Origin of the sequence: Erythrobacter aurantius, assembly GCF_023823125.1 — a bacterium.
Taxonomy (GTDB): domain Bacteria; phylum Pseudomonadota; class Alphaproteobacteria; order Sphingomonadales; family Sphingomonadaceae; genus Erythrobacter; species Erythrobacter aurantius.
The window spans coordinates 2,550,532-2,575,722 of the sequence record NZ_CP090949.1 but is presented as its reverse complement, the minus strand read 5'-3'; the positions used below and the strand labels follow the sequence as shown (position 1 = coordinate 2,575,722).

The 25,191-nt window shown below is 61.8% G+C and carries 25 protein-coding genes; 22 read left to right on the top strand and 3 right to left on the bottom strand.

What is annotated here, in order from left to right:
• Positions 1 to 2: 2 nt before the first annotated feature.
• The 3 genes from recO to L1K66_RS12350 are packed head-to-tail and all read left to right on the top strand — an operon-like array spanning position 3 to position 2,775.
• On the top strand, positions 3 to 608 hold the full coding sequence (gene recO / locus L1K66_RS12360) for a DNA repair protein RecO (RefSeq protein WP_034954495.1): 606 nt from the start codon (positions 3 to 5) through the stop codon (positions 606 to 608).
• A 4-nt stretch (positions 609 to 612) separates the two neighbouring features.
• On the top strand, positions 613 to 1,677 hold the full coding sequence (gene leuB / locus L1K66_RS12355) for a 3-isopropylmalate dehydrogenase (protein ID WP_252258138.1): 1,065 nt from the start codon (positions 613 to 615) through the stop codon (positions 1,675 to 1,677).
• A 12-nt stretch (positions 1,678 to 1,689) separates the two neighbouring features.
• The gene (locus L1K66_RS12350; RefSeq protein ID WP_252258137.1) at positions 1,690 to 2,775 is read left to right on the top strand and encodes a glycosyltransferase family 2 protein; all 1,086 of its coding nucleotides are present in this window, start codon (positions 1,690 to 1,692) and stop codon (positions 2,773 to 2,775) included.
• On the opposite strand, the gene L1K66_RS12345 is transcribed toward L1K66_RS12350, so the two are convergent.
• Entirely contained in the window at positions 2,772 to 4,115 is a 1,344-nt protein-coding gene (locus L1K66_RS12345; protein ID WP_252258136.1) for a phospholipid carrier-dependent glycosyltransferase, read from the bottom strand. The two genes, L1K66_RS12350 and L1K66_RS12345, sit on opposite strands and share 4 nt — an antisense overlap.
• Positions 4,116 to 4,159: 44 nt before the next feature.
• Positions 4,160 to 4,549 carry a hypothetical protein gene (locus L1K66_RS12340; RefSeq protein WP_252258135.1) on the bottom strand — a complete coding sequence of 130 codons (390 nt, stop codon included), beginning with the start codon at positions 4,547 to 4,549 and terminating at the stop codon, positions 4,160 to 4,162.
• 76 nt (positions 4,550 to 4,625) lie between these two features.
• Between L1K66_RS12340 and L1K66_RS12335 the strand changes: the two genes are divergently transcribed.
• From L1K66_RS12335 to L1K66_RS12290, 10 genes are all read left to right on the top strand, one after another.
• Positions 4,626 to 5,186 (top strand): TetR/AcrR family transcriptional regulator, encoded by a 561-nt coding sequence (locus tag L1K66_RS12335; RefSeq protein WP_252258134.1) that lies wholly within the window; start codon positions 4,626 to 4,628, stop codon positions 5,184 to 5,186.
• An 11-nt stretch (positions 5,187 to 5,197) separates the two neighbouring features.
• A complete protein-coding gene (locus L1K66_RS12330; RefSeq protein ID WP_252258133.1) occupies positions 5,198 to 6,415 on the top strand; it encodes a trans-sulfuration enzyme family protein in 1,218 nt (405 codons plus the stop codon).
• Positions 6,416 to 7,434: 1,019 nt separating this feature from the next.
• Positions 7,435 to 8,973 (top strand): SulP family inorganic anion transporter, encoded by a 1,539-nt coding sequence (locus L1K66_RS12325; RefSeq protein ID WP_252258132.1) that lies wholly within the window; start codon positions 7,435 to 7,437, stop codon positions 8,971 to 8,973.
• Between the two features lie 172 nt (positions 8,974 to 9,145).
• Positions 9,146 to 9,766, top strand: coding sequence for a 2-hydroxychromene-2-carboxylate isomerase (locus tag L1K66_RS12320; RefSeq protein WP_252258131.1), 621 nt, complete (start codon positions 9,146 to 9,148; stop codon positions 9,764 to 9,766).
• Positions 9,767 to 9,840: 74 nt separating this feature from the next.
• Complete coding sequence (locus tag L1K66_RS12315; protein ID WP_252258130.1) at positions 9,841 to 11,895, top strand: alpha/beta hydrolase family protein; 2,055 nt, start codon at positions 9,841 to 9,843, stop codon at positions 11,893 to 11,895.
• Positions 11,896 to 12,654: 759 nt separating this feature from the next.
• On the top strand, positions 12,655 to 13,110 hold the full coding sequence (locus L1K66_RS12310; protein ID WP_252258129.1) for a hypothetical protein: 456 nt from the start codon (positions 12,655 to 12,657) through the stop codon (positions 13,108 to 13,110).
• Positions 13,110 to 13,289, top strand: a complete 180-nt coding sequence (locus tag L1K66_RS12305) for a hypothetical protein (RefSeq protein ID WP_252258128.1) — start codon at positions 13,110 to 13,112, stop codon at positions 13,287 to 13,289. Before L1K66_RS12310 ends, L1K66_RS12305 begins: the two co-directional genes overlap by 1 nt.
• A gap of 88 nt (positions 13,290 to 13,377) precedes the next feature.
• Positions 13,378 to 13,791, top strand: coding sequence for a Co2+/Mg2+ efflux protein ApaG (apaG, locus tag L1K66_RS12300; protein WP_034954481.1), 414 nt, complete (start codon positions 13,378 to 13,380; stop codon positions 13,789 to 13,791).
• A gap of 43 nt (positions 13,792 to 13,834) precedes the next feature.
• A complete protein-coding gene (locus tag L1K66_RS12295) occupies positions 13,835 to 14,626 on the top strand; it encodes a LysR family transcriptional regulator (protein ID WP_252258127.1) in 792 nt (263 codons plus the stop codon).
• Positions 14,619 to 15,158 (top strand): GNAT family N-acetyltransferase, encoded by a 540-nt coding sequence (locus L1K66_RS12290; protein ID WP_252258126.1) that lies wholly within the window; start codon positions 14,619 to 14,621, stop codon positions 15,156 to 15,158. The genes L1K66_RS12295 and L1K66_RS12290 overlap by 8 nt, the downstream gene beginning before the upstream one ends.
• Here L1K66_RS12290 and L1K66_RS12285 read toward each other — a convergent pair.
• Positions 15,110 to 15,805, bottom strand: a complete 696-nt coding sequence (locus tag L1K66_RS12285) for a hypothetical protein (protein WP_252258125.1) — start codon at positions 15,803 to 15,805, stop codon at positions 15,110 to 15,112. The two genes, L1K66_RS12290 and L1K66_RS12285, sit on opposite strands and share 49 nt — an antisense overlap.
• Before the next feature lie 258 nt (positions 15,806 to 16,063).
• Between L1K66_RS12285 and L1K66_RS12280 the strand changes: the two genes are divergently transcribed.
• From L1K66_RS12280 to L1K66_RS12240, 9 genes are all read left to right on the top strand, one after another.
• Complete coding sequence (locus L1K66_RS12280; RefSeq protein WP_252258124.1) at positions 16,064 to 17,641, top strand: prenyltransferase/squalene oxidase repeat-containing protein; 1,578 nt, start codon at positions 16,064 to 16,066, stop codon at positions 17,639 to 17,641.
• 433 nt (positions 17,642 to 18,074) lie between these two features.
• A complete protein-coding gene (rpsL, locus tag L1K66_RS12275) occupies positions 18,075 to 18,446 on the top strand; it encodes a 30S ribosomal protein S12 (RefSeq protein ID WP_007164630.1) in 372 nt (123 codons plus the stop codon).
• A 128-nt stretch (positions 18,447 to 18,574) separates the two neighbouring features.
• The gene (gene rpsG, locus L1K66_RS12270; protein ID WP_034954476.1) at positions 18,575 to 19,045 is read left to right on the top strand and encodes a 30S ribosomal protein S7; all 471 of its coding nucleotides are present in this window, start codon (positions 18,575 to 18,577) and stop codon (positions 19,043 to 19,045) included.
• A 111-nt stretch (positions 19,046 to 19,156) separates the two neighbouring features.
• Positions 19,157 to 21,289, top strand: a complete 2,133-nt coding sequence (gene fusA / locus L1K66_RS12265; protein WP_034954474.1) for an elongation factor G — start codon at positions 19,157 to 19,159, stop codon at positions 21,287 to 21,289.
• 94 nt (positions 21,290 to 21,383) lie between these two features.
• Positions 21,384 to 22,574, top strand: a complete 1,191-nt coding sequence (gene tuf, locus L1K66_RS12260) for an elongation factor Tu (protein ID WP_252258123.1) — start codon at positions 21,384 to 21,386, stop codon at positions 22,572 to 22,574.
• Between the two features lie 312 nt (positions 22,575 to 22,886).
• On the top strand, positions 22,887 to 23,198 hold the full coding sequence (rpsJ, locus tag L1K66_RS12255) for a 30S ribosomal protein S10 (protein WP_006831877.1): 312 nt from the start codon (positions 22,887 to 22,889) through the stop codon (positions 23,196 to 23,198).
• A gap of 266 nt (positions 23,199 to 23,464) precedes the next feature.
• Positions 23,465 to 24,259 carry a 50S ribosomal protein L3 gene (rplC, locus tag L1K66_RS12250; RefSeq protein ID WP_252260507.1) on the top strand — a complete coding sequence of 265 codons (795 nt, stop codon included), beginning with the start codon at positions 23,465 to 23,467 and terminating at the stop codon, positions 24,257 to 24,259.
• A gap of 3 nt (positions 24,260 to 24,262) precedes the next feature.
• Complete coding sequence (gene rplD / locus L1K66_RS12245; protein WP_034954472.1) at positions 24,263 to 24,886, top strand: 50S ribosomal protein L4; 624 nt, start codon at positions 24,263 to 24,265, stop codon at positions 24,884 to 24,886.
• Positions 24,879 to 25,190 carry a 50S ribosomal protein L23 gene (locus L1K66_RS12240; RefSeq protein WP_252258122.1) on the top strand — a complete coding sequence of 104 codons (312 nt, stop codon included), beginning with the start codon at positions 24,879 to 24,881 and terminating at the stop codon, positions 25,188 to 25,190. Before rplD ends, L1K66_RS12240 begins: the two co-directional genes overlap by 8 nt.
• Position 25,191: the final 1 nt, after the last annotated feature.

Here is a 25,191-nt window from a genome sequence, read left to right as displayed (position 1 = left end):
AGATGAACCTTTCCGCGCCCGCAATCCTCATCGCATCGCGTGCCCACGGCGAAAGCGCCGCGATCGCGCGGCTGCTGACCGAGGAATATGGCCTTGTCGCGGGCTATGTCGCGGGTGGGCGAGGGCGGCAATTGCGCCCGGTGATGATCCCCGGCAACGCGGTGGAGGTGGAACTGCGCGCCCGCTCCGACAGCCAGCTGCCGTTTGCCCGGCTCGAACTCAGCGAAAGCCGCGCTCCGTGGATGACCGAGCCTTTGCCCGCGAGCGCGATCCAGTGGGCCTGCGCGCTCACCGCCAGCACGCTGCCCGAACGCAATCCTTACCCCGCGCTCTATTCCGCGCTCGACGCGCTGCTGACCGCGATCTGCCATGCCCCGTCTGCGCGCGGATGGTTGCCCGCCATGGTCGCATACGAGGCGATGCTGCTGGGCGAGCTGGGGTATGGCGGGCAAAAGCCCGACATGGCGGGGGATTTCGACGCGCAGTTTCAGGCATTCCGCCAGCTTCATCGTCCGATCCGCGATCACCTGCTTGATGGTCGCGCCCGCGATGTTATGGCTGCAAGGGTGACGCTGGGCGAACGCCTTGCGCGGATGGTGGGAGGATGACCACGTGAAGATCGCAGTTCTGCCCGGCGACGGGATCGGCCCCGAAGTGACACGCGAAGCGGTGCGCGTGCTCGAAGCATTGGGCCTGCCGGGCCTGATCATGTTCGAAGGCGATGTCGGCGGCGTCGCTTACAAGCGCCACGGCCATCCGCTGCCCGAAGAAACGCTGACCATCGCGCGTTCCTGCGATGCGGTGCTGTTCGGCGCGGTGGGCGATCCCTCGTGCGACAAGCTTGATCGGCACCTGCGGCCCGAACAGGCGGTGCTGGGCCTGCGCAAGGAATTGGGCCTGTTCGCCAATCTGCGCCCGGCCAAGGTGTTTCCGGGACTTGAACACCTTTCTCCGCTCAAGCCGGAAATCGCGCGGGAACTCGATCTCATCATCGTGCGCGAACTGACGGGCGACGTCTATTTCGGCGACAAGGGCGTGCGCATGGCGAATGACGGCACGCGCGAGGGGTGGGACATGATGAACTACTCCGAAACCGAGGTGCGCCGCATCGCGCTGATCGCGTTCCGCACCGCGCGGGCGCGCAACAACAAGCTGCGCGTGACCAGCGTGGACAAGGCCAACGTGCTCGAAACCAGCCAGGTGTGGCGCGATACCGTGATCGAGGCGGCAGGCGCGCATCCCGACATCGCGCTCAGCCACATGTATGTCGACAACGCGGCGATGCAGCTGATCAGCCATCCCGGCAGTTTCGGCGTGGTGCTTACGGGCAATCTGTTCGGCGATATCCTGTCCGACCTCGCCAGCGCGGCGGTCGGTTCGATTGGTCTGCTGGCCAGCGCATCTCTGGGAGAACGCAGCACCGAATACGGCATGTTCGGCATGTACGAACCGATCCACGGCAGCGCGCCCGATATAGCCGGGCAGGGCGTGGCCAACCCGACGGCGGCGATCCTCTCGGTCGCGATGATGCTGCGTTATTCGTTCAAGCTGGACGATCAGGCAAAGCGGATCGAGACAGCGGTGGAGCGCGCCCTGGCCGATGGTTTCCTTGGCCGCGATCTGGGCGGCGAACATGGCACCGAGGCGATCGGCACGGCGGTGTGCGAGCGGCTCTGATCCGCTTCACCCATGCTTGATCTTGCAATCATCCTTCCCACGCTGAACGAGCGTGGCAATCTCGCGCCGCTGGTCGCGCGGATAGCGGATGCGCTGGGGCCGGATGGCTGGGAAGTGCTGATCGTCGATGACGACAGCAAGGACGGCACCGCCGACGAAGCGCGCGATCTGGCACTGGCTGACCGGCGCGTGCGGGTGATCCAGCGGATCGGACGACGCGGACTTGCCAGCGCGGCGATAGAGGGGTTCTGTGCCACTGCCGCGCCCTTTGCGGCGGTGATGGACGCCGATCACCAGCACGATCCCGCATTGCTGCCGCGAATGCTCGCCGCGCTCAAGGCAGGGGAGGCGCAAATCTGCGTCGCCAGCCGCTTTGCCGAAGGGGCCAGCACCGCCGACTGGGACGAGCCCGAGCGTGAGCGGCTTTCCGGCTTTGCCAATGCCATCGCGAGGCGCATCACCGGGGTGGAGCTAACCGATCCGATGAGCGGGTATTTCATGCTGCCCACTGCGACGGCGCGCGCGCTTGTGCCGCGATTGTCGGGCATCGGGTTCAAGATTCTGCTCGATCTGCTCGCCACCGCCGACAGTCCCATGACGGTGAAGGAATTTCCCCTGAATTTCTCGAAACGCCGCGAAGGCGAAAGCAAGCTTGATCGCGCGGTGCTGTTCGATTTCCTGGCCGGGCTTTATGACAAGACACTGGGCAGGGTGATCCCGACGCGGTTTGCGCTGTTCGGCACGGTCGGTGCGCTGGGCGTGGTGGTGCATTACGCGGTGCTGGGCGCGCTGCTGGCAGTGGCGGCGGCGTTCTGGCAGGCGCAGCTTGCCGCTGTGATCACCGCAATGAGCTTCAACTTCTGGCTCAACAACTGGCTGACGTACCGCGACAAGCGGCTGAAAGGCTGGAGCGAAGTGCTGCGCGGCTGGGCGGGTTTCTGCCTGACCTGCGCCATCGGGGCCTTCGCCAATGTCGCGGTGGCGACCTTCCTCAACGAACAGGGCGTGTTCTGGGCGCTCGCCGCGTTGGCTGGGATACTGATCGGATCGGTGTGGAATTACGCCCTTAGCAGCCGGTTTGTGTGGGGGCGGTTCTAGCGCCAGCCCGCGATCCAAGCCCAGTTGGCAAAGCTCATCGGTCCGTCGAGCGCGGTGGCGGACAGCACCTTGTAGAACAGCGCGAAGAAGCCGACGCTCGCGGCCAGCACGCCATAGGCCCATGACGCGCGCCCGGCTTCGCGAAGGTCGCTCAACGACAGTGCCAGCGCGGCGAGCAGGAACACGCTTGGCATGACATAGTGGTAATAGAACTGCACCGGCTTGGGCGCGATCAGCCACAGGCCGAGCGTCACGGCATAGCCGGCCACCACCCCGATTTTTGCCCAGTCGCTGCGCGAAACGCCCGTCAGCAGGCACCACAAGAGCGCGGGCAGGCCTAGCAGCATGGTGATCGGATTGCCGATCAGCATCACCCCGCGCTGCGCCCCGTCGACATTCTCGTAGAGATACCAGATCCCGCGGGTGTTCAGTACCCATTGCGGCCATGTGCTCTGGTAGGCGTGGGGGCTGAGCACTTGCTGTTGCAGGTCCAGCATTTCGCGGTGCAGCCCGATCAGCCCGTTTTCGGCGAGCGGGGAGGGGTGGAATTCGCTCCCCAACCAGTATCCCGGCGTAAAGGTGAGCGCATAGACCGCCAGCGGCACAATCCCGAGCCACACGAAAGCCTCGATCAGACTGATTCCCGGCACGGGAATTCCGCGCCTGCTGGTGAAAAGGCGCCGCCGCCCGGCGGACAGCCGCGCCGCGAAAAACGCGAGGCCAAACGCCATCGCCAGCGGCACCGCGTTCCATTTCGCGCCCAGCGCGCAACCAATGGCAATCCCGGTCAGCGCCAGCCGCTTCCGGCCCGTCTCCGGCTCCCTGATCGCGGCGGCGAATTGCCATGCGGCAATCGCCAGAAACGCGACCATGAAGATGTCGAGCATGGCGATGCGGGCATGGATGAACAGGTGGAATCCGGTCGCCAGCAATACACCGAAAGCAGCGGTGGCGAAGCGATCATGGCTGGCGTGCCACAGCGCGCGCATGCTCGCGCCCACGGCGATTGTCCCGGCGATCAGCGGCATGATCCGCCAGCCCAGCGGATTGTCGCCGAACAGCTCCATGCCGATAGCGATCAGCAGCTTGCCCAGCATCGGGTGTTCGCGATTGTCGTATTCGCCCGTCAGCCCGTTCCACATCTCGATCATCTCGCGCGCGGCGGGCAGATAATGGATCTCGTCGAAATACGGCTTTGACGGGATCGTCAGGCCGATCACGGCGACGGCGGCGAACAGCGCGGGGATGGCGATGCACCAGAGCCACGGATCATGCGGATGGGAAGGGGGCAGGGCCGGCGTGTCCGGCGTCGACAAATCGGGAGCGGCGGCCTCTGGCATCGGGTGCGAGGATTAGGGCCGCACCCGGTGCCGGGCAAGAGCTTTCAGGCCGGGTTCTTTTGGCTTTCCAGCCAGAACAGCCGCGCGCACATGGCCGTGAGGCCGATGCTGGCGGTGGAGACGACCAGCAATCCCCACAAGGGCAGGTTCATCCCCGCCTTGCGCGCACGCGGCGCGATGAAGAACAGCGCGATCAGCACCGCAAGGATCAAATCCCACCACACCTGAACGCCCGTCATGTTCTGCGAATGGTTGGTCCAGAACATCGGGATGCCTTCCTGCCAGATCTGTATCCCGGTGTAGGCCGAAAAGCCGCCGCACAGCATTGCGAACAGCAGCACGCTGCCGGTTTCACGCTTGCTCGCCAGCACGGCGACAAAGCCGATCACGGCGACAACGCCGCCGAGGATGAACAGGATTTCGGTGGGGCTCATGGGGATTCCTCCAGAGGTTTTGTAGCGGTTGCTACAGACGTTGATAGATGGGTGTAGCGTCCGCTACAAGAGGAAAATGTCGAAAGCCCAGCTGACTCGCGAAACCCTTCTGCCGATGATGGCCGCGCATGTTCTGGCGCGAGGTCTTGGCGGGGCGAGCCTGCGTCCCTTGGCCAAGGCTGCCGGGACGAGCGACCGGATGCTGATCTACCATTTCGGCAACAAGGAGCGGCTGATTGCCGATCTGCTCGAATATGTCGCGCAGGTCTATTCCGAAAGGCTCGATGCAGGCATGGGTCAGGAACGCGCGCTCACCCGGCAAGAGGTCGTCGCGCGGGTGATGGCGCAGGCAGGCGATCCGGCGATGCGTCCCTTCATGGCGCTGTGGTGGGAAATCGTCGCCGGGGCGGCGCGCGGGGTTTCCGGCTATCGCGAGGCGGCCGAAGCGATGATGGCGCGGCTGCTCGAATGGCTCGAAGGGCAGATGCCCGCCGATGATCCCGATCCGGCAGGCGGGGCGCGCTATCTCCTCACCCTGATCGAAGGCAGCCTGATGCTAGGCACTGTCGGCCATGCACGCACCGCGCGTGCAGGATTGCATGCGGCTCTGCTTGCGGGCGGGGCTGAGGGCGACTAATCGGCTCTCCCATGAAGAAGACCACCGGAATGAACCGCGCCGCGACGCGCAACTGGCGACCCGCAACACAGGCCGTGCGCGGCGGCACATGGCGCAGCGAGCATGGCGAGACCTCCGAGGCGCTGTTCCTGTCATCGGGCTACACCTATGACGACGCGCAGACTGTGGCAGACCGGTTTGCGGGCGATGCCGAGGGCATGACCTATTCGCGCCTCCAGAACCCGACGGTGGCGATGCTGGAAGAACGTATCGCGCTGCTCGAAGGAGCGGAAAGCTGCCGCGCCCAGGCCAGCGGCATGGCGGCGATGACGGCGGCCTTGCTGTGCCAGCTTTCGGCAGGCGATCACGTGGTTGCCGCGCGCGCTGCCTTCGGCTCGTGCCGCTGGCTGGTCGATCACCTGCTGCCGCGTTTCGGCATCGAAACCAGCGTGATCGACAGCGCGGTGGACGCCGAATGGGAACAGGCGATCCGCCCCAACACCAAGGTGTTCTTCTTCGAAACTCCGGCCAATCCGACGCTGGACGTGGTGGACCTGAAGTTCGTCTGCGATCTGGCCAAGGCGCACGGGATCACCACCGTGGTCGACAACGCCTTTGCCTCGCCAGCGCTGCAACGCCCGCTGGAACTGGGCGCGGATGTGGTCGCCTATTCCGCGACCAAGCTGATGGACGGTCAGGGGCGCGTGCTGGCAGGCGCGATCTGCGGCAGCGGACAATGGATCAACGAAGTGCTGATGCCGTTCCAGCGCAACACCGGGCCGACCATTTCCGCCTTCAACGCGTGGGTGGTGATGAAGGGGCTGGAGACGCTTTCCCTGCGCGCCCATCATCAGAGCCGCAGCGCGGTAGCCTTGGGCGAATTCCTCGAACCGCGAATCGTGAAGGCCGGGGGCGAAATGCGCCATCCGGGCCTCGCCAGCCACCCGCGCCATGCGCTTGCCATCAGCCAGATGGAGGCGACCGGGCCGATCTTCGCCTTTGACGTGGGCAGCCGCGAACGCGCCTTTGCGATCCTCGATGCGCTGGAGCTGATCGACATCTCCAACAACATCGGCGATTCAAAGAGCCTTATGTGCCACCCGGCCAGCACCACCCACGCGAATATGGGCGCCGAAGCTCGCGCCGAAATGGGAGTGACCGAGGGGCTGCTGCGGATCAACGTCGGACTGGAAGACATCGCCGACCTGACCGAGGACATGGACCGGGCGTTGAGCGCTGCGGGGATTTGAGGGCCTTGCCCAAGGGCTAAGCGGTCTGTCGGCAGGCAGGCCGGATGCAATCGAATTGGTGTTGTAACGGCGATTCTTTAAAGGGAACGAGATGCGCCGCACTCCGCGCAGTACCTAGCCTTGGCAGTTCGCAATGGCTTACCGCAACTTTCGCACGGAGGGCCAAAATCAATTACCCTATGGTGCAGAACGGCATTGAAGTTGGTCTCACCAAAATCGGTGATCTGATTGTATTTCCGCAGCATATCCGAGTGAATTGGTCCAGCTTGGATGATCTGTTCCCACTCGTGCATTTCTACGACTGGGACTTCAATCTTGCAGCGCCAACAGTAGAGAAACTTGACCACCAACTAGCTCCTATGCATCCTTGTAACTCGGCCGTCCTTTAAATCGGAGCAAGCACTTATGCCGGGAAAACCGATACCTTGTCGTGTTGGCGAAGCATCATATCCCGCAGTGAATACCGCTCTTAAGTCTCTGGGGGTTTTTAACAGGACGACTAAGCGAGATCGACAAGCGTTGCGTGATGATTTGAAGGCTGGACGGTCCGTGCAAATTTCAGGGCTTACATTTGCGCCGCGATAGCGGTTCGCCATGATGTAGACCCAGCCACCCTTCTCCATGCACCGGGTATTGCGCCGACGCTGAAGAAAGAAAAGCCAGGCCCCGTGTCAAGCACGGGGCGACGGTAGCGCGGTGCGAGGAGTTCCCAACAAAAAACCGGGGCAGTGCGCATTGCACACCACCCCGGTTTCCAAGCACATCCCGCCTTTGCCTTGGGGAAGAGGGGTGCAACCTCGACATGGGGCGCGGGCGTCTGGAACGACAATCAGGAGCCTGTTGGCAGATGCCACACCGGCTGATGATGCATCCGCTATATTACTGATCCTCCTAACAAAACTGAAACGCTGGGTGCTAATCCGAAATTTACCTTGATCTTTCTTGCCTGCCAGCGGTTGTGCAATGCAGCATCAGGCTCTAGGGCCGCGCGCTCTCCCCCCGACAGCCGGACAATGCCGATGACAACCACACGCACCCCTGCGGACACGATCCGCCGTGATCTGGCCAAAGATCTGGCCAAGGACTGGTTCGCGCAGCCGCGCGCCGATATCCTTGCCGGTATCGTCGTCGCGCTCGCGCTGATCCCCGAGGCGATTGGTTTCGCGCTGATCGCGGGCGTCGATCCCAGCGTCGGGCTGTATGCGAGCGTAGCCATCGCGATGGTCATCGCCTTCACCGGCGGGCGACCCGGCATGATCTCGGCGGCGACGGCGGCTGTGGCGGTGGTCGTCATCCCGCTGGTGCGCGATCACGGGGTCGAATACCTGTTCGCCGCGACCATACTGATGGGTGTGTTTCAGGGGATTGCCGCGCTGCTGCGGCTCGATTTGCTGATGCAGTTCGTCAGCCGCAGCGTCATCACCGGCTTCGTCAACGCGCTCGCGATCCTGATCTTCATGGCGCAGATCCCGCAGTTGATGCCCGGCAATGACGGGGTCGGTCCGTGGACCTGGGCGATGGTCGCGGCGGGGCTGGCGATCATCTACGGCTTCCCGAGGATCACCAAGGCCGTGCCGAGCCCGTTGGTCGCGATCCTGCTGCTGACGGCGGCGACGGTTTACTGGGGACTGCCGGTCAACAATGTCGCGGGCGAGGGCACGCTGCCCGACGGGTTGCCGGTGTTCGCGCTGCCCGACGTGCCGCTGACGTGGGAGACGCTGCGGATCATCGCGCCCTATTCGGCGACGATGGCGGCGGTGGGCCTGCTCGAAAGCCTGCTGACCGCGCAGATCGTCGACGACATGACGCATACAGAAAGCAACAAGCAGCGCGAGAGCGCGGGGCAGGGCGTGGCCAACATCGTCGCCGCCTGTTTTGGCGGGATGGGCGGTTGCGCGATGATCGGGCAGTCTGTGATCAACGTCGCCAGCGGCGGGCGCGGGCGGCTGTCCACCTTCACCGCCGGTGCGTTCCTGCTGTTCCTGCTGACTGTGCTGGGCCCGTGGGTGGGTCAGGTGCCGATGCCCGCGCTGGTGGCGGTGATGATCATGGTCAGCATCGGGACCTTCAGCTGGAATTCGATCCCCAACCTGCGCCGCCATCCGTGGACCAGTTCGGTGGTGATGATCGCCACCGTGGTCGTCGTGGTGTGGACACACGATCTTGCGCTGGGCGTGCTGGCGGGCGTGCTGCTTTCGGGCATTTTCTTCGCGCAAAAGGTGAAGAACCTGTTCTCGGTCGAACGCGTGCGCCGCCCGCACAGCGCGGTCTATGTCGTGACCGGCGAGATATTCTTCGCCAGCGTCGACAAATTCGTCGAGAAGCTCGGCCCCGAAAGCCAGTATGAAGACGCCGCGCACCATGTGGTGATCGATGTGTCCAAGGCGCATTTCTGGGACATTTCCGCAATCGGCGCGCTGGAAAAGGTGATCGAGCGGATGCGTCGCAACGGCCGTCACACCCGCGTTGTGGGGCTGAACGCGGCGAGCGCCGACCTGTTCGACAAATTCGCGCTCGAAGACCGTACCGGGATCGAACTGGGCCTTGCGCCGCACTGATAGTTGCGCTGTCCCGTCCGGGAGAGCGTCCTAAACGCTGTTTCGAACCCTGTGGGAGCGCATGCAGGTGGCCTTTGGCCGTCTGCGGCTTCGCCTTCGACTCCGCGCTTGCGACACTGCGTGTCGGTGACTACCCACGTGCAGGTCCATCTAAGCAAGCGAGACACACATCATGGCAAACCGCGTCGAACTGATCTTCGATTTCGTCAGTCCCAACGCCTACCTCGTATGGTGGCCGCTGCGCGAACTGGTGAAGCGTAACGGTGCGGAACTGGACGTGACACCGGTGTTCCTCGCCGGGATGCACAAGCTGACAGGCAACGCCCCGCCGATGATCCGCAACAAGGACGTTAAGGGCAAGGTCGAATACGACATGCTCGAAATGCAGCGTTTCATCAAAAAGCACCAGCTCGACAAATACCGTCTGCACCCGCAGTTTCCGTTCAATTCGATCACGCTGCAACGCATGCTCTACGCCGCTGATCAGGACGGGCGCGGGGTGCAGTTTGCCGAAAGCCTGCTGCCGGCAATCTGGGAAGACGGGGTGGATGTGCTCAATCCCGAAACGCTGGGCGCGGCCATCGCCGCTGCCGGTTTCGACGCGAAGGACCTGTTTGAGCGTTCGCAGACCGACGAAGTGAAGCAAGGCCTTGCCGCCAACACCGATCACGCGGTCGAACGCGGCGCATTCGGTATCCCGACGATGTTCACCGGGGCGAAGGGCGGGGCGACGGAAATGTTCTTCGGCAAGGAACGGCTCGCCCAGGTCGAGGAAGAACTGGCCAAGGGATAGCCCCTCCGGCTTGCCTTTTCCCCCGCGCGGCATAGTCTTTTTGCCGTGACGAATCAGGGGGTAAGGGGCGCATCATGAAATTTATGGCCTGGGCAGCGCGGCTGTCCTTTGTCGCGGCGTTGATCGCCGCAAGCCCGCTTTCGGCGCAGGAACCGGCAGCCGATCAGGCGCAATCCGCTCCTCCTGCGATCACCCGCCTGTCCGACCTTTCGATCACGGTGGAGGATATCGCCCCCGGAGAAATCCCCACCCATGATTTCGCCGCCCGCAGCGCCTATCGCAGTTTCAGCATGTCGCCCGACGGGGTGCATCTGGTGACGAAGCGGATATTCGAAGGCACCACCGATCTGCTGATTATCGACGCTGCGACCAAGGCGCCGCTAAAGGTCTTCAAATTCGATCCCGAACAGGAGGTCGACTGGTTCCGCTGGGCCGGAAACGACAAGATCATCATGTCGATCTCGATGCGCGGAATGTATTACGACATTCCCGTCCGGGTGAACCGCCTGCTGGTGCGCAACATCGTCAACAATGAAACCTTCATGCTCGACGTGCCGAACGAACTGCTCTGGGGCGGTGATCTCATCCATGTGGATGAAGCCGGCAGCTATGCGCTGGTTTCGCTCCAGTACACGCGGCAAAGCGACCCTTCGGTCTATCGCTATGAACTGGTGCCGGGGGCCAAGCGCGAACGCGTGGTAAAGCCGGTGGGCGGCGTGTGGGACTGGTATGCCGATGATGCGGGCGTGGTGCGTCTTGGCATGGGCTGGCGCAACAAGCGGCTGCGCATCTACTACCGCGAAACCGAAAATGACGATTTCGAACTGGTGGACAAGCTGCGCGAGGACGATGAACGCTCGCGCTACTGGAATGTCGTCCAGATCGTGTCGGGCAGCGATCGCGGCTATGTGCTGGAAGAAGGCGAGAACGGCCGCATCGGGGTGCGCCTGTTCGATTACAGCACGGGCGAGGTGATCGAAACCTTCTACGAAAACCCCGAATGGGACGTGGAGGAGCTGTGGCTCAACCGCGACGGCACCCCGCTGGCCGCGCTTTACACCGACGATCGCGAGCGGATCGAATGGTTCGATCCGGACATGGCCAAGCTGCACCGCGATCTGGGCCGCGCGCTGCAGATGGAGGATCTGCGGATCGTCACCCGTTCGCGCAACAACGAACGCATGCTGGTTTGGGGCGGGAGCGAAGCCGATCCGGGCGCGCTCTACCTGTTCTCGCCGGAGGAAAAGCGGCTCGATCTGCTGGGCGATTACCGGCCCGAACTCGATTTCCAGAAACTCGCGCGCAGCTATCCCGTGCGGTATCAGGCGCGCGACGGGTTGATGATCTCGGCCTATCTCACTCTGCCGCGCGGGCGCGAACCGCGTGATCTGCCGTTGATCGTCATGCCGCATGGCGGGCCGTTCGGGGTGCGCGACCTCTTGCAATACAATGACGAAGTGCAGCTGCTCGCCAATCGCGGCTATGCCGTGCTGCAACCCAATTTCCGGGGCAGCGGCGGCTATGGCGAGGCGTTCTATCAGGCGGGCGTCGGTCAGGTCGGGCGCGCGATGCAGGACGATATCGACGATGCGATGGACTGGGCCGTCAACGAAGGCATTGCCGATGGCGGGCGGGTCTGCGTTGTCGGCGGATCATACGGCGGCTTTGCCGCGCTGTGGGCGGTGATCCGCAATCCCGAACGCTATCGCTGCGCCGCCAGCTGGGCGGGCGTCACCGATTGGGACCGGATGCTCAGCTATGACCGGCGCTATCTGGGGCGCAAGCGCGCGCGCGACCTGCGCGAACGGGTGGAGGGTGAGGATTTCGATCTCGACGCCTATTCCCCGGTGAACCACGCGGCCAATCTGTCGCGCCCGGTGCTGCTGGCCCACGGCAGCGAGGACCAGCGCGTGCCTGCCTCGCAATTCTACAGCTTTGAGCGCGCCGCGAAGGACGCATCGGTGCCGGTCGACACGCTGATGATCGAAGGCGAAGGCCACAGCTTCACCAAGGCCGAGAACGAGCAGCAATGGTACGATGCGCTGGTGGCATTTCTGGCGCAGCACAACCCGGCTGATCCCGTGCCTGTGGCGCAGGCAGCGGCGCAAACAGCGCAGGGCGGGATGTAAGGATTTGCCGCAAGATCCAAGGGAATGTCGGCACATAGTTCCGAAATTGCCGTTCTCGGGCCAACGCGGGGACATTTTTTCGATTGAGGCCTTGCGATCAGCAATTCTCACCCCATTTTCTCTTTCAGGAGTAAGGCCACCTCCTCCCTCGTTTGCAAGTGTTTGCAGGCACGCTTAATTGTGCGTCAAAGGTTAATTCGCTTGATCTTTTACGCAGTAACACGCCCACCCGTGTGGGCGTGCGTGCAGAGGCGCCCTGTGGGCTCGCCATAGCCAAGCCGTGGACAAATTAACCCGGCAGAATTTTCATTATTGGCCGCCTTCCCCGCTACCTAACTTTCATTGGGCTCAGGCCCCCCAAGAAGCGTCGCGCCGTTCCCGCATCATTGGCCAGTTCACGCGCGCACACGCGCGCGCGCGCGCACGCGCGCGCGAACCCAAAGGATTGTTACGGTTGAGCCCGGATCAACTCCGAGGCTCGGTGCAAAAAAGGAGACATGCATCATGGAGTATTCTCGAATGTTTACCCGAAGCGTTCTTTCCGCAAATTGCTCGAGGCCATTGCGCAGCCTTTCGCTGGATGATTTACGAAAGAGGAGCGCCTTTGAACCCTCAGCGGTCGTTAACGAGCTCCGGTTCCGGAAGAGCAGGGGGGCCAAGAGATTCTTGCAGTCGCTTTTGACTGGCGCTGCACCGCAAAGGGCTTTGAGCCGAATTGAAGTCTGTGACGAAGCGACTTTGAGGCAGCGATGGACTGCCTTGCAGATCAATCTTTGCCACCATGCGGAATTGCCGGGGAAGGCCGCGCAAATCCGACAGGCGCATCTGCATCTCGCAGCAATACAGAGCGAATGGGTAAGGCGTCGCTTGCTTGAACCAAACCACGATACATGGTTGGAACCAGCGACCACTGCCGGAGCCGATAACCCGCGTAAAGGCATCCTTGCGTCGCTCGGTTATGCCTTGTCGGAAAACCGATCAGCGAAAGAGCGTCGTTGGTTGCTGGATGCGATCCTAACCACCCAGCTTCCTCCTGTCGTTGACCGCGACTATGTGGAATCATGGGGCGAGCCGTCTAGCAAAGAGAGATTTGATAAGGTGATCCGATCACTACGAGGGTTCGCCTCAAGGGCCTACGGAGTGAGGGGCCGAGAAATCGCTCGCGAGATTTGGCTTCGAGATGCAGTGCATCTGGAGAAAAACTGGTTGAATTAATGACTTTGTGTGGCCGCAAATGGTGGCGAAGTGTCAACCATTGCGGCCACAGCTTCACCAATGCCGCGAACGAACAGCAATGGTACGACGCGCTCGACGCGTTCCTCGCGCAGCACAACCCGGCTGATCCCGTGCCTGTGGCGCAGGCAGCGGCGCAGAGAGCGCAGGGCGGGATGTGAGGATTCGGTGCACCAGTCGGAACGGGGAGGGGATTAGCTGCGTTTGTGCTCTTGTGGGTGGGTCAGGAATTGCTACCTTGGAGCTGTCATGAAAGAGCTATTCCAGCACGCTGCCACTACCGATGGGGTCACTGTCCGGGTGGCTGTCAATTTCCTGCCCGAACAATCGCACCCGGAGGCGGGGAAGTGGTTCTGGGTGTATCACATCCGGATCGAGAACGGCTCGCACGAACCGCTGCAACTGATGACGCGCCACTGGCGGATCACCGACGCGCGCGGCATGGTCAATCATGTCGATGGCGAAGGGGTGGTGGGCGAACAGCCGCTGCTCGCGCCGGGGGCCAGCCATGATTATGTATCGGGCTGTCCGCTGACGACGCCGCATGGCTCGATGGAAGGGTTCTACACCTTTGTGCGCAGCGATGGCGAACCGATGGAGGTGCGCATCCCGTTCTTCCCGCTCGCCGCGCCTGAAACCGCCGACGGACGCTCTCGCGCCTGATCGGACTTGCGGGCGGGCGGATGCGCGATTAGGCGCTTGATCCGTGAAGCGGACCCATCTCCCCTTGAATGCCCTGCGCGTCTATGACGCGGCGGCGCGGCACCTTTCGTTCACTCGTGCAGCGGATGAACTGGCGGTGACGCCTGCGGCCGTGGGCCAGCAGATCCGTGCGCTGGAGGATCATCTGGGCGTGGTGCTGTTCCGCCGCACGTCCAAGGGGCTGGAGCTGACACCCGAAGGCTGCGCCGGGCTTGATCCCTTGCGCGAAGGGTTCCTGCGGTTCGAGGAAAGCGTCGCCGCGATGCAGGCGGGGCAGGCGTCGGATCGCTACACCGTTGCCGCCCCGCGCGAATTCTACGCCGAATGGCTCGCCCCGCGGCTGGCGCAATTCCAGGCGGGGACTCCTGGTGTCGTTTATTCGATCATCGCGGACGAGGATGCCGACTTTACCGAAGCGAACCTTGATCTGGCGATCCGGTTGGTGGACGGGCCGGAAGACCTCGAAGGGGTGCAACTGGCCGAGGCGATGCGCGTGACAGTGGAGGCGCCGCAAGCGCGCGACGCATGGATCGACTGGCCCGGCGCATCGCTGCCCGACGGGGTGCTGCCGTGCATCAAGGCGGGCAGCGCGGGACAGGCGCTCTCCAGCGCGCTGGCGGGCATGGGCAAGACGGTGCTCCCGCTGCCGCTGGTCGAAACCGCGATCGCGCGCGGCCAGCTCAACGCGCTCGACGAGCCGCAGGAAAGCCGCCGCGCCTACTGGCTGGTCGCCCCGGTCCCGCAATGGCGCAGCAAGAAGGTCAAAGCGCTTGTCCAGTTCCTCACCGGTGGCTGAGGTTCCCACCCTCACGACTGCGCGGTTCACCATGCGGCCGCTTCGGCGGGGGGACGAGCATGCGCTGTTCCCGACCCTCGGCGATCCGGAGCAGTGCCTGTACCTCTCCCGCGAAGCCTTCGCCTCGCAGCAGGAGCTGTGGGACTGGCTCGCCGCGCCCGACTGGCCGGGGCTGACATGGATCGCGGTGGACGCAAACGGAGAGGTCGCCGGCCGCTTCGTCGCCTTCCCCGCGCATGAAGAGCGCGTGCTCGAAATCGGCTACATCACCTGCGCCGCCCGCCAGCAACAGGGCGTCGCCCGCGAATGCACCGCCGCGCTGGTCGATCACCTGTTCGCATCGGGCATGGCAAGGAAGCTGACCGCCGTGGTCGACACGGGCAACGCCGTCTCCGCCCGCCTGATTGAAAGCCTCGGCTTCACCCGCGAGGCGACTTTCCGCGAGCATGAGACGACCCATGTGGGCCTGTGCGATGTGTGGGTTTACGGCAGGCTCGCATCAGACCCGCCGCCGCCAGCACCAGCGGCCTGAAACTCCCGTTCACGCTCCCACTGCTCGCGCCATTTCTCGCGCAGCTCGGTGAAAAAGGCGATGTTGGCCGCGCGGTTATCCGGCGACTGGCGCTCGGCCCGCTTTTCCTCCTCCCACTCGGCCCGCAACTGCGCCTTGAGCGCCTCATAGGCCGGATGCCCCGGAACAAGCGCTCCCGCGCCATAGCGTTCGGGCCGCCGGTGCCGCAGGAAGAACATGGTGAGCGCGTCATTATGGCGGATTTCCGTGCCCAGCACCTGACCGCCCGACACGACGAGCCGCTCCTCCCCCGCAATCGCCCGCGCCAGCGCGCCCGCCTCCAGCCGCGCAACTCCGCGATCGATCGCCGCATCCCACGCATGCCGAAAGCCCTCGGCCCCGGGCCGCTGCCGCAGCTTGTAAAGCGCCTCCATCGACTTGCCGATATGCCGCGCCGCCTCCGAGACGATGCCGGTGGCGGCAAGATGAGCGATGAAGGCGCGCTGCAAGTCAGCCGTGATCGAATTGCGCCGCGGAGCCTTGTGCGGAACCGGCGCGAAGGCGAGCAATGGATCGTCCGGCGCCGGGGGAGGGGCGGTATGAGCGACGGCACTGGTGGCTTGGCGGGGAGTGGCGCGGGTGGGGGTGAGGGAGGGTGGCTTGGGCATAGCCACGGGTAGATTGCAGATTTTGGGGGAGTAGGAAAATTGGTTGTTTGCCTAGCGAGAACGCATTCACGCCTTCGTTCTCGCTAGGTAGCCGCCGGTGTGCTCCGGCGTCGCTCGGGTCGGGCGCTCACCTTTCCGGCACCCACGCCGCTGATTGTTGCACCAGCTATCGATAGTCGATTCTTCCACCCCCATTGGCGGTTTCCGGAAAATTGCTAGAATAGCCGGCAGAATATTGGCCCAAAAAAACCGAGAAATATGATGAATGAGATCAACCGACTTTCGGCCCAGATCGCCCAATGCCTTGTCAAACTCAAGTATATCTCGTTGGCGCAAAGGAACCTCGTATTTGTTGCATTGTCGAAAAAGCATGGTGAAATTGACGGGCATCGGCGGACCGACATAGCGACATCGGTGTCAGCATTGATCTCGCAAGCAAAACCGCATGGGTCGCGAGGGAAGAATCCAACCGCAGAGATGGTGTTCGATTATGCAGATGCTGAGGAAGGTATGCGTGAGGACACTGAACTCGCCAAGATCATATCGCGATATCAAAGAAAACTCATTGCGTCGTTGGAGAAGATTCCTTCTTCAAAGATCAAGACTGCCGCCGGCCTTTGTGCTAACGCCGAAGTAGAGGGGAACATTGCTTACTGGTCTATATGTCTAGAAAATAAATGGATCGAAGAGGATAGTCTGGGACGAAATTTTTCACGAGATGCAATTGAAGATTATAATGGATACATTACACTAATACATTGGCTTTATGTTTGTAGATTCTCAAGTTATCTTACTGGGCGTACTAAAGAACGGTATCTCTCAGACGTCAGGGAGTGGTACCATGCGGAATTTGGCGCCGCATTTGAGTCCATCAAGGACGCTCCCAACATCAATTTCGAGGTTCCATATCCAAGTGAAGGCCCTTGGTCTCTGATTGCAGCTGTAAGAGACCTGAGGATAAGAAGCGCGATATTTAGGCCAGCGAGACAATATTTTCGGGCACTCCTTAGGTGGCAAAGACCAGAGGGGTGTTGGATGTCTGGTCATGGCCCAGCGATCCAGCCGAACGTCATGGCAACTGCTGCGATTGCCGTTGGATTGGGCACATTTTTCGGCCTATCGGATGAGCACGTAAGGAATTCCGTCTATTCTGCTTGCGACTGGTTGTCGGGAGTGCAGCGTAAAGACGGGGGCTGGGCCCATTTGGATGGCAGAAAGGGTGAGGCATTTGTCACTGCTCTGGTTTTAGATGCGCTTAGGCGCACTGATGAGGACCACTATCATAGGGAGATTGATGGGGCTGAACGCTTTCTTTTGAGTAAGCAACGGCCAGACGGACTATGGGATTTGCGTGGGCGAGCGTCAGAAACATTGAATGCCATTGTCGCGGAGGCACTAATTGATTCGGCACCGAAGTTTTCGCGAGAAGCGGGTTTTGTAGATCTTGCTAAAGAGCACTTTTTCATTGCGTCTGAGAGCACCGATAGCGATGAGATCGTCGGTCGGCAGATGGCGATAATTGGGCTTCATATGGCGAGTGAGTTTTTTTGCTATGCTCTCCATCAGACTTTAGATCCGCCTGAGCCATATTCTAATGATCAAGGAAAAACCGTCGGCTTGAGGGAGGCGCTAGGTGCGCTGGAGAGGCGGAGCGCATTGGCAGGACAGATACCAGAAGGTGGATCGCTTCCTTATCGAACACAGTTACGTGAATTGGCGAACCTACGCGATGAAGTGGTGCATAAGGTAAGGTTTCCAGACAAGTCTGAGGTTCAGAGGCATCGAGAAACAGTCCGGAGGTTCATGAACGAGATGATTCCTGGTTTTCTTTTGTGATTCGCCTCCCCCTTGACCCGCCCCCCGTTCCCCGCTAACGGCGCCGCATCCGGAGGCATGGCTCGCGCTCACCCGCGAACCTCTGCTTTCGAACAATAGAGCTGAACATTGCCGGTTCGTCCTGCAGGCCTTGCGTGTCATGCCAAGGCCTTTTCTATTGGCTCCCCTGATCCTTCGGGAAGGGGAGTGCGGGGCGGCTGTCAAAGTAACCCGGTGGCCGAAGGGCCGTTTTGGGTGGAGCGTTTCAGCTTGGTCGATACGCCGCTGCGCGGTTCCTGTCATGTTTCGGCAGGGTCAGCACGAGCGGGTTTTGCCAAGCCTCACTCCACGCATGAACGGTCTGGGTTGTCACCTCCGCACCGATCCCTTCAGGGAAAGTGGGAACCGGTTTCCCGCCCGGAAGGGTCGGCAAAAAAGGTGAAGTGAGAACTTAATGCCGACGATCAACCAGCTGGTCCGCAAGGGCCGCACTCCGCAGAAGGCCAAGTCAAAGGTCCCTGCGATGGAGCAGAACCCGCAGAAGCGCGGTGTCTGCACGCGCGTCTATACGACGACGCCGAAGAAGCCGAACTCCGCTCTGCGCAAGGTTGCCAAGGTGCGCCTGACGAACCAGCGCGAAGTCATCTCCTACATTCCGGGCGAAGGCCACAACCTGCAGGAACACAGCGTCGTGCTGATCCGCGGCGGCCGTGTGCGCGACCTTCCCGGCGTTCGTTACCACGTCCTTCGCGGCGTGCTCGACACGCAGGGCGTGAAGGATCGCAAGCAGTCGCGTTCGAAGTACGGGGCGAAAAGGCCCAAGTAACCCGTTTTGCGTCACCCCGCACTTGATGCGGGGTTCGGCCTACTTCTGGCTCGCGCAACGCCTGAAAGAAGAAGCCTTGGCCCGCATCAAGTGCGGGCCGACGAACAAGAGATATTGGAGACATAGAAATGTCACGTCGTCGTCGTCCCGAAAAGCGGGTCATCCTGCCCGATCCCAAGTTTGGTGATCAGGTCCTTTCGAAGTTCATGAACAACCTGATGCTCGACGGTAAGAAGTCGGTTGCCGAAGGTATCGTCTACAGCGCGCTTGACGCGGTTGAAGCCAAGGCCAAGGCCGATCCTGTGCAGCTGTTCCATGACGCGCTCAACAATGTGAAGCCGCAGGTCGAAGTGCGCAGCCGCCGTGTTGGTGGTGCGACCTATCAGGTGCCGGTCGAGGTTCGCCCCGAGCGTGCCCAGGCGCTTGCGATCCGCTGGCTGATCTCGGCCGCGCGCGGTCGTCCTGAAACCACCATGTCGGCCCGCCTTTCGGGCGAGCTGATGGATGCGGCGAACAACCGTGGCAATGCGGTGAAGAAGCGTGAAGACACGCACCGCATGGCTGACGCCAACCGCGCCTTCTCGCACTATCGCTGGTAATGGTTGTGGACGGCCGGGGCTTTCGTCTTTCGGTTGTCACAATCGTAACTATATGGGGGCCGACCCGCGCAAACGGCGGCTCCCCACTCTCTAGAACCAAGGAATTTGCAAATGGCCCGCGAGTATCCGCTGGAGCGCTATCGCAATATCGGCATCATGGCTCACATCGATGCCGGCAAGACCACCACGACCGAGCGTATCCTCTATTACACCGGTAAGTCCTACAAGATCGGCGAAGTGCACGATGGCGCTGCGACGATGGACTGGATGGAGCAGGAGCAGGAGCGCGGGATCACGATCACCTCGGCTGCGACCACGACTTTCTGGACCGCCGAAGACCCGACGATGGATCCGATGTCCGAACCTGAGGCGCTGCGCGCTGGTCAGGCGAAGCACCGCATCAACATCATCGACACTCCCGGACACGTGGACTTCACCATCGAAGTGGAACGCTCGCTGCGCGTCCTCGACGGTGCCGTGGCCGTGTTCGACGGCGTGGCCGGCGTTGAGCCGCAGTCGGAAACCGTTTGGCGCCAAGCCGACAAATACGGCGTCCCCCGGATGTGCTTCATCAACAAGCTCGACCGCACCGGCGCAGACTTCTACTACTGCGTGCAGTCGATCATCGACCGCCTCGGCGCGACCCCGCTGGTGCTGTATCTCCCGATCGGTGCTGAAAGCAATCTGCAGGGCGTCGTCGATCTCGTCGGCAACCGCGGCATCGTCTGGGAAGACGAAAGCCTGGGCGCGAGCTACAAGCATGTCGAAATTCCTGAAGACATGAAGGACAAGGCAGCCGAGTACCGCGAGAAGCTCATCGAGACCGCCGTCGAACAAGACGACGACGTGATGATGGAGTACCTCGAAGGTAACGAGCCGGATGTCGCAACGCTCAAGCGTCTGATCCGCAAGGGCACCATGGCGCGCGCCTTCGTGCCGGTTCTGTGTGGTTCGGCGTTCAAGAACAAGGGCGTTCAGCCGCTGCTCGACGCAGTGGTCGACTACATGCCCGCGCCGACCGACGTTCCGGCGATCAAGGGCGTGCTGCCTGACAGCGACGTGGAGGAAACCCGTCCGTCGTCCGACAACGAGCCGTTCAGCGCGCTGGCGTTCAAGATCATGAACGACCCGTTCGTCGGTTCGCTCACCTTCACCCGGATCTATTCGGGTCAGCTTCGCAAGGGTTCGGTTCTGAACTCGGTGAAGGACAAGAAGGAAAAGATCGGCCGTATGCTGCTGATGCACTCGAACAACCGCGAGGACATCGATGAGGCATTTGCCGGCGACATCGTCGCCATCGCAGGTCTGAAGGAAACGACGACCGGCGATACGCTGTGCGATCCGGCCAAGCCGATCATTCTCGAGCGGATGGAATTCCCCGAGCCGGTTATCGAGCTTTCGGTGGAGCCCAAGACCAAGGCTGACCAGGAAAAGATGGGCGTCGCGCTCAACCGTCTGGCTGCCGAGGATCCCAGCTTCCGCGTGTCGACCGACCATGAAAGCGGCCAGACGATCATCAAGGGCATGGGCGAGCTTCACCTCGACATTCTCGTTGATCGCATGAAGCGCGAATTCAAGGTCGAAGCAAACGTCGGTGCGCCGCAGGTGGCTTACCGCGAATCGCTCGCCCGTGAAGTCGAAGTCGACTACACCCACAAGAAGCAGTCGGGTGGTTCGGGTCAGTTCGGCCGCGCCAAGGTCACCGTGATCCCTGGCGAACGCGGTCAGGGCGTCATTTTCGAAGACGAGATCAAGGGCGGCAACATTCCGCGCGAATACATCCCGGCTCTCGAAAAGGGCATGCGCGAACAGGCCGAAAGCGGCCACCTCGTCGGCTTCCCGATCATCGACTTCACCATCCGTCTGACGGACGGTGCGTACCACGACGTCGACTCGAGCGCGATCGCGTTCGAAATCTGCGGTCGCGGTGCCATGCGTGAAGTGGCGCAGAAGGCCGGGATCAAGCTGCTTGAGCCGATCATGAAGGTCGAAGTCGTCACCCCCGAGGACTACCTCGGCGACGTGATCGGCGATCTCAACAGCCGTCGCGGGCAGATCCAGGGTACCGATACCCGTGGTAACGCCCAGGCAGTCGAAGCGTTCGTGCCGCTGGCCAACATGTTCGGCTACGTCAACGAACTGCGCTCGTTCACGCAAGGGCGTGCGCAGTACACGATGCAGTTCTCGCATTATGACGAAGTTCCGGCAAACGTGGCGCAAGAGGTCAAGGAGAAGCTTGCTTAACTCATCAAGCAAGGCTAGGGGCGGCGCCTGATTCAGCGGGGCCGCCTTTTCTCCCGCAAACAATCAAATCCAGCACAGAAGGTAATACAGAGAAATGGCGAAGGAAAAATTCGAGCGGAACAAGCCGCACTGCAACATCGGCACCATCGGTCACGTTGACCATGGCAAGACCACGCTGACCGCGGCTATCACCAAGGTGATGTCGGAAACCTACGGCGGCGCTGCCGTGGATTTCGCAAACATCGACAAGGCTCCGGAAGAGCGCGAGCGCGGGATCACCATCTCGACCGCTCACGTTGAGTACGAATCCGAAGCGCGCCACTACGCGCACGTCGACTGCCCGGGCCACGCCGACTACGTGAAGAACATGATCACCGGTGCTGCCCAGATGGACGGCGCGATCCTGGTTGTGAACGCAGCTGACGGCCCGATGCCGCAGACCCGCGAGCACATCCTGCTGGCCCGTCAGGTCGGTGTTCCGGCTCTGGTCGTGTACATGAACAAGGTCGACCAGGTTGACGACGAGGAAATCCTCGAGCTCGTCGAACTGGAAGTTCGCGAACTGCTTTCGTCGTACGACTTCGACGGCGACAACATTCCGATCGTCAAGGGTTCGGCTCTGGCCGCTCTCGAAGGCCGCGACGACAACATCGGCAAGGACTCGATCATCGAACTGATCAAGGCTGTCGACGAGTACATCCCGCAGCCCGACCGTCCGATCGACAAGGACTTCCTGATGCCGATCGAAGACGTGTTCTCGATCTCGGGTCGTGGTACCGTTGTGACCGGCCGTGTCGAAACCGGCGTTGTGAACGTTGGCGACGAAGTCGAAATCGTCGGCATCAAGGACACCACCAAGACCACCGTGACCGGCGTCGAAATGTTCCGCAAGCTGCTTGATCGCGGCGAAGCCGGCGACAACATCGGTGCCCTGATCCGCGGTGTTGGCCGTGACGAAGTCGAGCGTGGCCAGGTTCTCTGCAAGCCCGGTTCGGTCAAGCCGCACACCGAGTTCAGCGCAGAAGTCTACGTGCTGTCGAAGGACGAAGGTGGCCGTCACACGCCGTTCTTCGCCAACTACCGCCCGCAGTTCTACTTCCGCACCACCGACGTGACCGGCGAAGTGATCCTTCCCGAAGGCACCGAAATGGTTATGCCGGGTGACAACGTGTCGATCGGCGTCAAGCTGATCGCACCGATCGCCATGGACGAAGGTCTGCGTTTCGCAATTCGCGAAGGCGGCCGCACCGTCGGCTCGGGCGTGGTTGCTAAGATCACCGCCTAATCCGTTTGCTCCTGAAGGGGCGGATGAATTCGGGGCCCGGTTCACCAAGGTGAGCCGGGCCCCAATTTATGTGAGGCCTATTTTCCCGAAAATCAGGGGTGGGTAGGCTGCACTGGTCACGCGAAAAATCATGACACTTCGGGGTTGCCAGAATCCGGGTGTGTCGATATACGCGCGCCATCGCTGGCGAGATTCGTTTCGCCTGCAACGAAATTCATGGGGCCTCCCGCTTCCGGCAGACCGGGTTTGGGTGGGCCTTTTATTTTTGGGAGCTGTAACAGGCTCCTTGGCTCTTTCGCATCGGTATAGGTAATGGAAGCACAGAACATCCGTATTCGCCTCAAGGCATTTGACCACCGCGTTCTCGACCAGGCAACTGGTGAGATTGCAGACACGGCGCGTCGCACGGGTGCTCTTATTCGTGGCCCCATTCCCATGCCGACGCGTATCGAGAAGTTCACCGTGAACCGCGGCCCGCACATCGACAAGAAGTCGCGTGAGCAGTTCGAGGTGCGCACCTACAAGCGGCTGCTCGATATTGTGCAGCCCAACGCCCAGACCGTCGACGCGCTGATGAAGCTCGACCTCGCTGCGGGCGTGAACGTGGAAATCAAGCTCGCCTAAGCTGCTTGGTTGGCCGTCCTTCGGCAGGACGTAAAATTTGCCGGGAATTCGGGGTCCCTGATGGCCCCGCCGGATTTTGGTCCGGCAAGACATCTGGATACCGCCGGTCGTTACCGGGCTGCGTCCTCCGTCTCGCCAGATTGCCCGTCGGGCAAGTTGGCATTCAACCCGGACGGGGGTTGCAGCATAAAAATTTGGGTTGGCCAAAGAGCAATCACGCACCCTGTGGGATGGTCCCCTGGGTGCCTCTGTAAGGAGTAATGACGATGCGCACCGGCGTGATCGCAAAGAAAGTCGGGATGACCCGCCTCTTCCAGGAGGACGGACGGCACGTGCCCGTTACCGTTCTCGCATTGGAAGATTGTCAGGTTGTCTCTCACCGCACCGCAGACAATGACGGCTACTACGCTGTCCAGCTGGGTGCTGGCGAAGCCAAGCAAAAGAACGTTGCCAAGCCCCAGCGCGAACATTTCGCGAAGGCTGGCGTTGGCCTGAAAAAGCGCGTCGCGGAATTCCGCGTCGAAAGCGAAGACGGCCTCGTGCCCGTCGGCTCGCTGATCAGCGCCGATCACTTCGTTGCCGGCCAGAAGGTCGACATCACCGGCCACACGCAGGGCAAGGGCTTTGCCGGCGCCATGAAGCGTTGGGGCTTCGGTGGTATGCGTGCATCGCACGGCGTCTCCATCACCCACCGTGCGCACGGTTCGACGGGTAACCGTCAGGATCCGGGCCGCGTGTTCAAGGGTAAGAAGATGGCTGGTCACATGGGTGACCGTCAGCGCACCCAGATGAACCTCGAAGTGGTTCGCACCGACGCCGATCGTGGCCTCCTGTTCATCAAGGGCTCGGTTCCGGGCTCGAAGAATGGCTGGCTGCTGGTTCGCGACGCGATCAAGCTGCCGATGCCCGAAGGCGTGCCGTTCCCCGGCGCTGTCGTCGAAGCCAAGGCTCCGCAGGCCGACGAAACGCCCGCAGTGGCTGACGTCGCCGCTGAAGATGTCGCCGTGACCGAAGCTCCCGCTGCGGATGCTCCGGCCAGCGAAGAAAACAAGGAAGGCTAAGCCATGAAGGTGAAGGTCCAGAAAATCGACGGGAAGGCGTCGGGCGACATCGAGCTGTCGGATGCAGTGTTCGGCGTTGAGCCGCGCGCTGACATCCTGCACCGGGTCGTGACCTGGCAGCTGGAAAAGCGTCGTGCCACCGCACGTCCGACGCGTGAGCGTTCGGATGTCGCGCGTACCGGCAAGAAGTTCGGCAACCAGAAGGGTTCGGGTGGCGCTCGTCACGGTGACCGTGCAGCTCCGATTTTCATCGGCGGCGGCAAGGCTCACGGTGCTCGCAAGCGCGACTTCAATCCGTCGCTCAACAAGAAGATCCGTGCCCTCGGCCTCAAGATGGCCCTGAGCACCAAGGCCAAGAGCGGCCTGGTCGTGATCGACAGCCTTGAGCTCAAGGACGCCAAGACGAAGGCTCTCAAGGGTCACTTCGAGAAGGCCGGTTTTGCAGGCAAGGTGCTGGTTATCGACGGTGAAGCCGTTGACGCCGGTTTCCGTCAGGCTGCGGGCAACCTCAAGGGCGTGAACGTCCTCCCGGCTGCCGGCGCCAATGTCTACGACATCCTCAACCACGACACGCTCGTCCTGACCAAGGACGCTGTCGCCAAGCTGGAGGCGCGCTTCAATGGCTAAGAAGGACGGCATCGACGCGCGGCACTACGACGTGATCCTCGCACCGCACATCACCGAAAAGTCGACCATGGCGTCGGAAAACAACGCGGTGGTGTTCAAGGTGGCGAACGACGCGACCAAGCCGCAGATCAAGGAAGCGGTCGAAGCGATCTATTCAACGAAGGTCGTTTCGGTGAACACGCTCCTGAGCAAGGGCAAGTCGAAGCGCTGGAAGGGCAAGCCCTACAAGCGTTCGGATTTCAAGAAGGCTGTCGTCCGTCTCGCCGACGGTGAGATGATCGACATCACCGAGAAGGTGAACTGAG

Coding starts and splice junctions, on each gene's coding strand:
- L1K66_RS12315 (WP_252258130.1), top strand. CDS start 9,841: ATGAAATTTATGGCCTGGGCAGCGCGGCTGTCCTTTGTCGCGGCGTTG.
- fusA (WP_034954474.1), top strand. CDS start 19,157: ATGGCCCGCGAGTATCCGCTGGAGCGCTATCGCAATATCGGCATCATG.
- recO (WP_034954495.1), top strand. CDS start 3: ATGAACCTTTCCGCGCCCGCAATCCTCATCGCATCGCGTGCCCACGGC.
- L1K66_RS12330 (WP_252258133.1), top strand. CDS start 5,198: ATGAAGAAGACCACCGGAATGAACCGCGCCGCGACGCGCAACTGGCGA.
- L1K66_RS12280 (WP_252258124.1), top strand. CDS start 16,064: ATGATGAATGAGATCAACCGACTTTCGGCCCAGATCGCCCAATGCCTT.
- rpsJ (WP_006831877.1), top strand. CDS start 22,887: ATGGAAGCACAGAACATCCGTATTCGCCTCAAGGCATTTGACCACCGC.
- L1K66_RS12320 (WP_252258131.1), top strand. CDS start 9,146: ATGGCAAACCGCGTCGAACTGATCTTCGATTTCGTCAGTCCCAACGCC.
- L1K66_RS12240 (WP_252258122.1), top strand. CDS start 24,879: ATGGCTAAGAAGGACGGCATCGACGCGCGGCACTACGACGTGATCCTC.
- rplC (WP_252260507.1), top strand. CDS start 23,465: ATGCGCACCGGCGTGATCGCAAAGAAAGTCGGGATGACCCGCCTCTTC.
- tuf (WP_252258123.1), top strand. CDS start 21,384: ATGGCGAAGGAAAAATTCGAGCGGAACAAGCCGCACTGCAACATCGGC.
- L1K66_RS12340 (WP_252258135.1), bottom strand. CDS start 4,549: ATGAGCCCCACCGAAATCCTGTTCATCCTCGGCGGCGTTGTCGCCGTG.
- L1K66_RS12305 (WP_252258128.1), top strand. CDS start 13,110: ATGACTTTGTGTGGCCGCAAATGGTGGCGAAGTGTCAACCATTGCGGC.
- L1K66_RS12335 (WP_252258134.1), top strand. CDS start 4,626: ATGTCGAAAGCCCAGCTGACTCGCGAAACCCTTCTGCCGATGATGGCC.
- rpsG (WP_034954476.1), top strand. CDS start 18,575: ATGTCACGTCGTCGTCGTCCCGAAAAGCGGGTCATCCTGCCCGATCCC.
- L1K66_RS12285 (WP_252258125.1), bottom strand. CDS start 15,805: ATGCCCAAGCCACCCTCCCTCACCCCCACCCGCGCCACTCCCCGCCAA.
- apaG (WP_034954481.1), top strand. CDS start 13,378: ATGAAAGAGCTATTCCAGCACGCTGCCACTACCGATGGGGTCACTGTC.
- rpsL (WP_007164630.1), top strand. CDS start 18,075: ATGCCGACGATCAACCAGCTGGTCCGCAAGGGCCGCACTCCGCAGAAG.
- L1K66_RS12325 (WP_252258132.1), top strand. CDS start 7,435: ATGACAACCACACGCACCCCTGCGGACACGATCCGCCGTGATCTGGCC.
- L1K66_RS12345 (WP_252258136.1), bottom strand. CDS start 4,115: ATGCCAGAGGCCGCCGCTCCCGATTTGTCGACGCCGGACACGCCGGCC.
- L1K66_RS12350 (WP_252258137.1), top strand. CDS start 1,690: ATGCTTGATCTTGCAATCATCCTTCCCACGCTGAACGAGCGTGGCAAT.
- rplD (WP_034954472.1), top strand. CDS start 24,263: ATGAAGGTGAAGGTCCAGAAAATCGACGGGAAGGCGTCGGGCGACATC.